General features: G+C 35.3%; 9 protein-coding genes. 5 read left to right on the plus strand and 4 right to left on the minus strand.

From position 1 onward, the window contains the following. Positions 1–64: 64 nt before the first annotated feature. Positions 65–1015 (plus strand): sulfate adenylyltransferase subunit CysD, encoded by a 951-nt coding sequence (gene cysD, locus ICN15_RS05620; RefSeq protein ID WP_216202067.1) that lies wholly within the window; start codon positions 65–67, stop codon positions 1013–1015. Beyond that, positions 1015–2931 carry a sulfate adenylyltransferase subunit CysN gene (gene cysN, locus ICN15_RS05625; RefSeq protein WP_216201715.1) on the plus strand — a complete coding sequence of 639 codons (1917 nt, stop codon included), beginning with the start codon at positions 1015–1017 and terminating at the stop codon, positions 2929–2931. The genes cysD and cysN overlap by 1 nt, the downstream gene beginning before the upstream one ends. A gap of 5 nt (positions 2932–2936) precedes the next feature. Here the strand turns inward: cysN and ICN15_RS05630 are convergent, their stop codons facing one another. Then, positions 2937–4871, minus strand: coding sequence for an acyltransferase family protein (locus ICN15_RS05630; protein WP_216201716.1), 1935 nt, complete (start codon positions 4869–4871; stop codon positions 2937–2939). A 121-nt stretch (positions 4872–4992) separates the two neighbouring features. Here ICN15_RS05630 and ICN15_RS05635 point away from each other — a divergent pair, with 121 nt between their 5' ends. After that, on the plus strand, positions 4993–6435 hold the full coding sequence (locus ICN15_RS05635) for a bifunctional class I SAM-dependent methyltransferase/glycosyltransferase family 2 protein (RefSeq protein WP_216201717.1): 1443 nt from the start codon (positions 4993–4995) through the stop codon (positions 6433–6435). Here the strand turns inward: ICN15_RS05635 and ICN15_RS05640 are convergent. From ICN15_RS05640 to ICN15_RS05650, 3 genes are read right to left on the minus strand one after another with little or no spacing between them, the layout of a single operon-like run. Continuing rightward, positions 6432–7724 carry a hypothetical protein gene (locus ICN15_RS05640; protein ID WP_216201718.1) on the minus strand — a complete coding sequence of 431 codons (1293 nt, stop codon included), beginning with the start codon at positions 7722–7724 and terminating at the stop codon, positions 6432–6434. The two genes, ICN15_RS05635 and ICN15_RS05640, sit on opposite strands and share 4 nt — an antisense overlap. Before the next feature lie 4 nt (positions 7725–7728). Then, on the minus strand, positions 7729–8997 hold the full coding sequence (locus ICN15_RS05645; protein WP_216201719.1) for a WcaI family glycosyltransferase: 1269 nt from the start codon (positions 8995–8997) through the stop codon (positions 7729–7731). After that, the gene (locus ICN15_RS05650; RefSeq protein WP_216201720.1) at positions 8997–9761 is read right to left on the minus strand and encodes an FkbM family methyltransferase; all 765 of its coding nucleotides are present in this window, start codon (positions 9759–9761) and stop codon (positions 8997–8999) included. Before ICN15_RS05650 ends, ICN15_RS05645 begins: the two co-directional genes overlap by 1 nt. Positions 9762–9773: 12 nt before the next feature. On the opposite strand from ICN15_RS05650, the gene ICN15_RS05655 reads away from it, so the two are divergent. Both ICN15_RS05655 and ICN15_RS05660 read left to right on the plus strand, forming a co-directional pair. Next, positions 9774–10586, plus strand: a complete 813-nt coding sequence (locus ICN15_RS05655; RefSeq protein WP_216201721.1) for a hypothetical protein — start codon at positions 9774–9776, stop codon at positions 10584–10586. Continuing rightward, positions 10579–11433, plus strand: a complete 855-nt coding sequence (locus tag ICN15_RS05660; RefSeq protein ID WP_216201722.1) for a hypothetical protein — start codon at positions 10579–10581, stop codon at positions 11431–11433. Before ICN15_RS05655 ends, ICN15_RS05660 begins: the two co-directional genes overlap by 8 nt. The last annotated feature ends 1 nt before the right edge of the window (position 11434 follow it).

The raw sequence follows: 11434 nt of genomic DNA on the forward strand, positions 1-11434 counted from the left end.
CCCAGTTGCTGGTATCGACATATCATCTGTAACCCCAAAAACGCAATCAAAAAGAATAGTATCAATGACTTCAGATAAGCAAAAAACTCCGTCAGAAAAGTCTAAATTAGACCAAAATACCCTCACCTATCTGGAACGCCTTGAAGCAGAGAGCATTCATATCATGCGTGAGGTTGTTGCCGAGGCAGATAATCCAGTGATGCTCTACTCTATTGGTAAAGATAGTGCTGTGATGCTACATTTGGCATTGAAAGCTTTTTATCCAGCCCCGCTGCCATTTCCATTACTTCATGTCGATACGGGCTGGAAGTTTAAAGATATGTATGCCTTTCGCGATCAAATGAAATACGAGCATGGGTTTAAACTGCTTGTGCACATGAATCCAGATGGCGTGGCACAAGGAATCAACCCTTTTACCCATGGCTCACAAATCCATACCGATATCATGAAGACCCAGGGACTCAAACAGGCTTTAGATAAGTATGGCATTGATGTGGCTTTTGGTGGCGCACGACGTGATGAAGAAAAATCGCGCGCCAAAGAGCGTATTTTTTCGTTTCGCAATAGTCAACACCGCTGGGATCCTAAACAGCAACGTCCAGAATTATGGAATTTATATAACACCAGAAAACATAAGGGCGAAAGCATTCGAGTCTTCCCGATTTCCAATTGGACTGAGCTCGATATTTGGCAATACATTTACCGAGAAAATATTCCGATTGTGCCTTTATACTTTGCCCAAGAGCATCCAGTTGTGGAGAGAGATGGCACGCTCATTATGGTAGATGACGCACGTATGCCGCTAGCCCCCGGTGAAGTTCCGATGATCAAAAAGGTTCGCTTTAGAACCTTAGGCTGTTATCCGTTAACCGGCGCAGTTCAATCTCAAGCAGATACGTTGCCACGAATTATTCAAGAAATGTTACTAACTAAAACCTCCGAGCGTCAGGGCCGCATGATTGATCATGACAATGCTGCATCTATGGAAAAGAAAAAACAAGAGGGCTACTTTTAATGGCAAATCAAAGCCAATACGCTGATTCGATTAATGAAGATATTGAGGCGTATCTCCAAAATCATCAATATAAAACGCTACTACGCTTTATCACCTGTGGTAGTGTTGACGATGGTAAGAGCACCCTGATTGGTCGCCTGCTTTATGAATCTAAAATGCTGTTTGAAGATCAATTAGAAGCGCTGGAGGCTGACTCCAAAAAATTGGGTACTCAAGGCCAAAATTTAGACTTCGCCCTGCTTGTCGACGGTTTGGCCGCCGAGCGCGAACAAGGCATCACCATTGATGTGGCTTATCGATTCTTCTCAAGCGATAAACGTAAATTTATCGTGGCCGATACCCCAGGCCATGAGCAATACACCCGCAATATGATTACTGGCGCCTCGACTGCGGATCTAGCCATTGTGTTAGTAGATGCACGACAAGGTATCTTGACGCAAACCAAACGACATAGCTATCTCGTTTCTTTGATGGGCATTAAAGAGATTGTCTTGGCTGTAAACAAAATGGATTTAGTGGGCTACGATAAAGACGTCTATGAAAACATTGTTCAAGACTATCTGAAATTTATCCAAGGTCTACAAAAACAGAATGGGGAATCTTGCCAATTAAAATTTACGCCGATCCCGATGTCGGCTCTGGCAGGTGATAACATCACCACTCCAAGTAACCAAATGAGCTGGTACCGTGGCCCAACATTAATGGGTTATTTAGAAACAGTACCCCTTGAGCAAGGCCAAGCGCTCCAAAGATCCTTTAGGATGCCCGTGCAATGGGTCAATCGCCCCAACCATGAATTCAGGGGTTTTGCAGGCACGATTTTCTCCGGAGAAATTGCCCCAGGTGATGCAATCCGTATTCATCCCTCTGGTAAAGAGGCCACCATCAAATCGATAGTGACTAAAAACGGTCTTCTTAAGAAAGCAATTGCAGGGCAAGCAATAACCTTGACACTCACCCAAGAGGTAGATATCTCTAGAGGTGATGTCCTCAGTAAGCCGCAAGATCCTGCAACTGTAGCCGACCAATTTGATGCCCAAATTGTCTGGATGAGCGAAGAGCCCCTCTACCCCGGTAGAAGCTATTTACTCAAATTGGCTACACAAACAGTGAATGTAACTGTGACCAAAATCAAGCATCAAGTTAATGTCAATACCCTTGAGAAATTGGCAGCCGATAAGTTAGACCTCAATGCAATCGCCGAATGCAATATCGCGACAGATAAGCCCCTTGTATTTGATGCTTATCTAGAAAATAGCGCCATGGGAAGCTTCATTCTTATTGATCGCGTCACCAATAATACTGTTGGTGCCGGCATGATACATTTTGCACTTAGACGCTCAAGTAATATTCAAAACCAGTTTTTTGAAATCAATAAAGGAGCTAGAGCAGCCTCAAAACAACAAAAACCGATGTGCCTATGGTTTACTGGCCTCTCGGGCTCAGGAAAATCGACTATTGCCAATGCTCTGGAAAAAGAACTCTATCAAATCGGCAAGCATACCTACATCCTCGATGGGGATAATGTGCGCCATGGCCTAAACCATGACTTAGGCTTTACCGAAGCTGATCGGATTGAGAATATACGCCGCGTTGCTGAAGCAGCAAAATTGATGGTTGATGCTGGTTTAATAGTGCTCGTAACCTTTATTTCCCCATTCCAAAAGGATCGAGAAATGGCTAGAAGTAAATTTGCAGAGGGTGAATTTATAGAGATTTTTGTTGACACCCCGCTAGAGGAATGCGAGAAGCGGGACCCCAAAGGACTCTATAAGAAAGCTAGGCAGGGATTAATTAAGAACTTTACTGGGATTGACTCATCCTATGAGCTACCTTTAAATGCAGAAGTAGTACTTAATCCGTTTAATTCACAGGAAAAGATACTAGCCCATCTAAGGCTATTATGGAGTTTATAAAATTACTATTGACTAGTTAATGCCGAGTTCAAGCGTAAAATCCTGCTGATTTCCTGGACAATCGGATAGGATCCCTCAAAAGAAAAGTGATGGGTGTCGTTGAAGTTTACCACCCCATCCCCTCTTACTACTATGCAATGATCATTTGGGCAAATCATGTTGTAAGGCTGTATTAGGTGAACGTTATCTGGAAAATTAATTTCACTAGATGTTTTTATAAACTCATGTATCCAAGCTTTATTAGCTTTGAAGTCATTACATTTTCCATGTAGATAATTTCTAAAAGGCATGCTTGCAGCGGCTATTTCACACTGCCTGTCAACCTCGGGCGCCTCTCCAATAATAAAAACTTGCGAGGCTCTCAATCCAAAAATATTTATCCTATCAAGAAGGGCATTATGAATTTTTCTTTCTTCATTAATTCCATGCCTAGTCCAGCGCTGCGATGTAATTACCGCATCTAATTTTTGACCTCTATATTCCTTTAGCAATTCAATAGAATTTTTATATGAATCGAGATCATTGCAATCATCTGGAAGTGAGATATTCTCCCCTAAAAAACATCCTTTGATGTAAATTAATTGATATTCCCTCCCAAGGACGTCATTTAACGCCTTAGTTAAATGACCTGCATGACTATCCCCATATACTAAAATTTTTCTTAGCGAATCTACGTTTCCGAATATTATTCTTTCGCCATCAGCAATGTCATATGAACTCGAATGTGAATTCCCTATCGCCACCAATCTTGAGGGATAGCCATCCTTGAGATAAATGATTAGACCGATGCAACCTAAAATTGTCATTAAGAAAGCTAGCGCAAAAACTGCTTTCTTCATATTTTTCTGTGATTTTCTAATTGGCTTTTCTACAAATTGATATGTCAGCCACGCCAAAAAAATAGAGGCTACAAGTAAAGCAACCCCCTCTTGCAAGGTCAAATTTACACCGCCAACTATGCGAACAAAAGATATAAGCGGCCAATGCCACAAATACAAGGGGAAGCTGATGAGACCAATCCAAACAAAAATTTTATTAGATAAAATTTTGGAGTTAACTATAGCATCTCTACCCGCGCCGATGATGCACATGGACCCAACTACCGGAAGCAATGCAGACCATCCTGGAAAATTTGGACCAGATTTAATAAAAAATAAGCCACCTAAAATCAGGCTTAAACCTAATACTGATTGCAAATTAGCAAAGATCTGTCGATGCTTATCTACATTTATTTTTAATTTTCTCGTAGCGTATTTGATTGGCCCGAATTTAGGGCAATCGGCACAATTAAGCCATGCCAAAAAAGCACCCGCTACTAACTCCCAGAAACGAGCAAATGGTAAGTAAAAAACCAATTCGTGATTAGACGCAATTAGAGAAACATTTAATAAAAAAGATAGGGCAGCAACAGCAAGTAAAGTGCTAAGTAAAATGGCCTTGCTTCTAAAAGAAAGCCAAAGAATAATTGGCCAAATTAAATAGAACTGCTCTTCTATTCCCAGGCTCCACAAATTGAGAAGAGGCTTGGTTTCGGCAGCAACATCAAAATAACCAGATTCTTTAAAAAGGATGAGATTAGAAATGAATACGCTTGCGCCTGCAACGTGCTTACCAAGGGCTGCATACTCATCAGCCAGCAGCAAAAACCATCCGGCAACCAAACAGAAGCCAAGGACCACCAGCAAAGATGGAAAAATGCGCTTGATTCTACGGGCATAAAAGCCAGAAAAACTAAAAGCACCATCATTTAATTGCGACAGGATACCGGTAGAAATCAAAAACCCAGATATCACAAAAAAAATATCGACCCCAATAAAACCGCCACTTACTAGGTTGGGGAAAAGATGAAAAAGGACTACTGGTAGTATTGCAATTGCTCTTAAGCCATCAATGTCAGCGCGATAGGGGAAATTTATGCAACTGGTCATAAAGCCTTTCATTTAACCATGTTATTATTTACTAATTTATCAGCCATATATTCTTGACAGTCATAAGCAATTAAATTTAATTAAAAAAACTAATATTCAAGAAATTTTAAATTGTATGAATAATTATTAAACTATGCCAATAGAATCTTTTTACCAAAAAGAAGCTCGTGACTATCAAAGTCAACGGAAGTTATTCTACAAACATTTACAGATTAAACCTCTCGGGTCAATATTTTCGAGCTACTACAAGAATAAGATTGAATTAATTTACTCAAATATTATTCCACCATACTCTTCTATATTGGAAATAGGCTGTAGCGAGGGGGATCTTCTATCGAGCCTAAGGCCATCTAGGGGTGTTGGTATAGACTTTTGCCCCGAAATATTGTCAAAAGCCAGCAATAAGTATCCTGATTTGAACTTTATTACAGCTGATGCAAATGATATTCAAAAGGATCTAGGATTCTTTGAATATATCATTCTTTCAGATCTAGTTAATGATCTATGGGATGTTCAAAGGTCCTTAGAAGCAATCAAGTCATACTGCAATTCTGATACTCGACTAATTCTAAACTTCCATAGTCATTTATGGGATTTGCCCTTAAGGCTAGCGCAAAAACTTGGTCTCATACAACCTTCAATGCTACAAAATTGGTTAACCATTGAAGATATGGAAAACATTTTGGAGATTTCAAATTTTCAGCCCTTAAAGCAATGGAGTGAGATTCTATTACCCTTATATATTCCTTTATTCTCAAATTTTTTAAATCAATACATTGCAAAGATTTTTCCATTTCGCCTTCTGAATATATCAAACTTTATGGTGGCAAGACCACTAGGAGAGTATATTCAAAAGAACCCCACCGTATCAGTAATAATACCTGCAAGAAATGAAGCTGGACATATAAAAGAAATATTAGAGAGAGTGCCTGAAATGGGCGGCGGTACAGAAATAATATTTGTAGAAGGAAATTCATCAGACGATACTTATTCTGCCATTCTTGAAGCAATCAGCCAGAGTCAATCTTCTAATATTAAAATATTTAAACAATATGGCAAAGGCAAGGGGGACGCAGTTAGATTGGGTTTTGAAATGGCCAGCGGTGACATATTGATGATTCTTGATGCAGACATTACCGTTCCACCAGAAGATTTACCACGTTTTTTTAATCTGATTGCCAACGGCACTGCTGAATTTGTTAATGGAGTACGGCTAATATATCCCATGGAAAAAGAAGCAATGCGATTTGCTAACTTAGTTGGAAATAAATTTTTTGCATATGCTTTTAGCTGGCTACTGAGTCAACCAATCAGAGACACCTTGTGCGGGACTAAAGTTCTTTGGAAAAAAAACTATGTAAAAATTAAAAAAAATAGAGCATACTTCGGAAATTTTGACCCATTTGGGGACTTCGATCTACTATTTGGTGCGGCAAGATTAAACCTAAAGATAAGTGAGATCCCTGTTCGCTACCGCGCTAGGCAATATGGAGAAACAAATATTTCTCGATGGCGTCATGGATGGCTATTATTAAGAATGGTAATTTTCGCTGCTCGTCGTATAAAATTTATTTAGTAATTATTTCGGAAATAGTCATAAGTTTCTTTGATCAACCTATCGCTGTATATTCCACTGGAAAATCCATCTGGCAACCTACACCAGAAGAATAATTTTTCGTAGTCGACATTTGATTTTCTCAAGTCATTCAGACTATCAAACCCTCTCAAGACAGCACCAATTTCTTGATACCAAATTTTATGTGATTTAATTTCTAATTCCTCACGCATGTATAGATTTAATTGAAAAATAACTAAAATTAGTAGAGCAGAATACTTAGAGAAATAGCTTAATTTGTAAATTAAAAGTTGATTGTTAGTTATTAATTTCAAAATAGCAATATATATAGGCACTAACAAAAAAATATAAACATCCGATTTATATGGCCTGGCAGAAACAAGAATAAGCGTAAAAAAACTTACAACTACTAAAATCAATAATAGAAAAAAAGTTTCAGAATTTTTTAAAGTATTAGATTTAATTATTAAATAAAATGTATATAAAAATAATAAATATATTTCAGGATGATAAATTAAGTCAACTAGATTATTTTTAATGGCATCTATTAAATTAATATGGTCGAAATTTGTAATTTTTGGACTAAGGACAAATTTAAAGTGACTTAAAACTGGAAAATTTGTAAAAAATATAATTATAAGTAAAAAAAACAAGACTACAACTATAGTCATTAATAAATTTTTTAAATTATCTGCATAGCTTTTACGACTGTTAAATATTGCTAGAAAAATAAAAATAAAATCTATTAAATACAGGGATTTAGCTGTTGCTGATAATGCCAAAAAAAATATTCCCTTTAAATTTTTAATAATGTTGCCGCCAACCTCTATCTGCGAAACAGCCACTATTGCTAAAGCATATGCATAACCATCAGCCGAACCCATAATGGTTAAAACTATAGGATTAATAATAATAAGGGCAAATAGAAATTTTTCAAAAATAAACTTATCAATCAAATTTACCAGCTTATAAAAGCCAAATAGTAAAATTAAATAATTTAAAAAATATAAATAAATATTTGCTTGAAAGAAACCAGGGATTCCACCATTTGATTTGGAGAAAAGCCCATATATATAGAGGATAGGGATTGAAAGGTAATTAATTAAAATACCTGGCTGATCTATGTAACTAATATCAAATCCATCTAGAATTAATTTACTTTGGATTACAAAAATTGCCAGAGGATCTTGTCTATAGTAACAATCATGAATTCCATAAACTATTGCTAAAATTAGAATGCTGATTTCAAAATATTTTATATAAAATTTGTTATGAGATGATATTTTCATTAAATTATTCTCGGCCTTTATCATTAAATTCTCTTTCAAAAGATTTTATAATAGTTTGTTTATTCAAATATTCAACTGCATATTTTCTAGCAGCCGCACCAAAATTCTCACGCAAACAGTCAGACAAACTTAATTCCAATATTGCGTCAATAAATTTATCCAAATCTTCAGGGGGGGTACACAACCCCTTCCCCTGCACTAAATTTGCAAGATCTGATTCCTGCGCAGCCGTAGCAATAACCGGACGGCCACTTGCAAATATTCCTCCTAATTTTGACGGAAGGACTAAGCTATCGACCTGCGATTTTTGCGTTATTAAATGAATATCTGCAAGATTAAGTAACTCATTTAGCATGGAATATGATTGAAATGGAATAAATTTTAAATTTGAAAGATTAGATGCAATCTTCTTCAAGCTATCCAACTCCTCACCATCGCCGCACATAAAAAAAATAATATTACGAAAATTGGCGCTCATATTTGCGATAGGTGATTTTTTATTTAAATTAATTAAATTTTCAATTCTAGATGCGGCTTCAATTATTATCTCAAGCCCCTGTTTTCTCCCAAAATTTCCTGAATAAAGCAAAACTATATCTTCGTTCTTTATATTAAATTTTTTTGCAAAAAAATTATCATCTTTATTTTTTTTAATTGGATAAATATGTCTAACATCAACCCAGTTTGGAAAATATTTCAGCTTACATTTTTTGTTAATTTTTTGCTCTAGTCTGTAAGACATTTTTTTTGAAATTGTTGAAATAAACTCAAACTTATTAAGAAAAATTCTTTCAATAAAAAGGACTAAATTTTGCAGGCTTTTCGACTTAAATATTCCCAATGCAAATGAAGCCTCAATTTCAAAATCCTGAATATGTAACCAAGATTTTGCGCGTGTGATTTTTGAATAAAGTAGGGCTACGGGGGCGCAGAAAAGCGTTGGCTCTACGGTCCAAATTAGATCTGCACGCCAGCTAATTAATCTAAAAACAGGAAAACAACTTGTAAGTGCAAAACTAAGCAAGTGAAAAATTCTTTTCATTCCGCCGGGCTTATTTGGCACCCATAAAGGACAGTAAATTATATTGTCTTTCACCATATAAAAATTTTTTTTATATGATTCCTCAATTTTCCAGTGAGGATAAAAGGGTTTAGCTGTTACCACTCTTACATCATGGCCATAACTTAGGAGTTCGTCAACCATTTCTGACGTATACTTTCCAGTACCCACTAGCTCTGGTTTGTAGTTCAGTGAATAGACCAAGATGCGCATTATATAATTTCAGACTTAAACAAAAAATCTGCCTGCACTATTTTTTCTCCTATAATTTCCTGATTACAAATTTTCTCCAGCTTAAAGTTATGAAACCCAAGGAATTCAATAATATCGTCTGCCCTCGGTTGATTCTTATAAAACTCCTCATAAGAACATTCAACATAAATCCAGTTAAATTTTTCCAATAAATTAATTGATCCCAATAAGACCTCTAGTTCTCCACCTTGAACATCAATTTTAATAAGCGATGGGTTCTCAACATCACTAGATTTGAGTACAGAGTCGAGCATTCTAGTTTCAACCATTTGTTCGCAAATCTTATATGTGTTTTTATAAATACTATTTTGAAAATCAGTTATATCAAGCAACGAAGATGAATCATTCCTTTTAGAGATATTTATCCTGCTCACACCATCACGCGATGTTAACGCATAACGAAAAAGTTTTATTTTTTTTGAATTATCTTTAAAAATTCTTGAGTAAGTTTTAAATGGGCTATCCAATGGCTCAAACGCAAATATTTTTACATCAGGAAAAATATCTATCGCAAGAATACTAAATTGACCCATGTTGGCACCCACATCCACAATAGTCTTACAGTTAAGCCCCATAAGAGTGTTAAGATGCTCGATAGAAGGCGCAACACGAAACTTAATAAAAATCTTCAGATAATATAAATTACTAAAAATTGCAATTAATTTCTGAAGCTTAAGTTTATTTTTTGTAAAAAATATAATAATTTTTTTTAAGTCTATATTCATGATAGGGAAAATATGTTTAAGAAATTTGAATCCATAGTAGATAGCCATGGTTTAAGAGGCAACCTAAGGAAATCCCCACTGTACTTCATATATAGATTAATAAAAGGCTTTCCTGCAGTATTCAATTATAAAATTTATCTTCTGTATTCTAGAGAAATATTTAAATCATCTTTATCAAATTCTAAAAATATAGATGTCTACACCCAGTGGATAAATTCATTTTTTTTAGCAGCAGAAGAGCCTCTAAATAATTTAAAGCAAAAAGATCCGTTGCCATGGATGTATATTAAAGCAATCCACTTTATAGAATTTTTTTTATTACAAAAAAAAGAGGCTGTATGTTTTGAATGGGGCTCAGGAACTTCTACAATTTGGCTGAGCAAGCATCTAAAAAAAGTATATTCAGTGGATTCTAATAAAGTTTGGTGTGATGCTGTTAAAAATGAACTGTCAAATCGAAATATAAATAATGTTAATTTGACATTTGAGGCTCCAATCGTTGTTGAAGGGGGAAGCAATCTACATAAATCATATTGGGATAGCCCTAATACTTCATACATCAACTATGTTAACTCAATATCAAAATATGATTTTAAATTTGACCTAATTATTATTGATGGAGAATCAAGGGTTGAATGTCTTAAACAAGCAATTAAGAAGATTAAGGCAGGAGGTATGATTGTACTTGATAACTCGAACAGAGATAGATATCAAGAATATCAGAAAATAATAAGCGATAATAACTTTCAGCTGATTCTGGCTGAAGGCCCCACTACCTACCAGCAAGGCTATGATCAAACAGCAATAATATTAAATAATGAATAATAATGAACTAGAGTTTTTCTTGTTGAAAGCCAAGAATCTGAATTTAAAAGGCTCAGCTATTGTCACTCTTGGAGTACAAGGTCTTCATATTAAAGACTTCTATGAACTAAGAAAGTTAATGCTCAAATATGGAGTACTCAATAATGATATAAGCATATCTGAATGTAAATATAACAATATAACCAAGTATGGTAAAACAATTAATCAAGATACAATGTTTAAAATGCTAGGCTGCAATAGAATTGATTCTATTGACATCTCCAGCAAAGAGGAACCTACCTATACCATCGATATTGGATCAAAAATTTTAGAATCTCTATATGATACCTGGGATGTATTGATTGATTTTGGAACATTAGAGCATATTTATAATATCCCTGCAGCTTTGAACAATATATCAAAAATTGTTAAAAGTGGAGGTCAAATTATTCATTTAAATCCAATTTCTGGAAGTATTCTGCATGGATACTACCAAATATCCCCTAATCTTTACAAGGATTTTTATAACGAAATAAACTATACAATATCTGAATGTAATATTCTCGTACATAAACAATTTGGATACTCATACTATTTTGATTACAATTTTGATTCCTTGCCTTTAGATTTTAGAGGTAACATTTCATATATATACATCAATATAAAAAAGAATGCAGGGTCAATTTCAACTAAGATACCTAAAGGATCGGATGTTGATTACATCCCATCTAAAGTTATTAATAACTATAATTATCGTGAATTTGTATGCATTAATTTTCCAAAAATTTCAAAGATAGTAATCCCACCTATCAGAAATATTTTAGAAATTATCAGAATAATAAGGATTAAAAAAAATTGGATTAAATAAA

The sequence above is a fragment of the Polynucleobacter sp. CS-Odin-A6 genome (genome assembly GCF_018882095.1).
GTDB lineage: Bacteria > Pseudomonadota > Gammaproteobacteria > Burkholderiales > Burkholderiaceae > Polynucleobacter.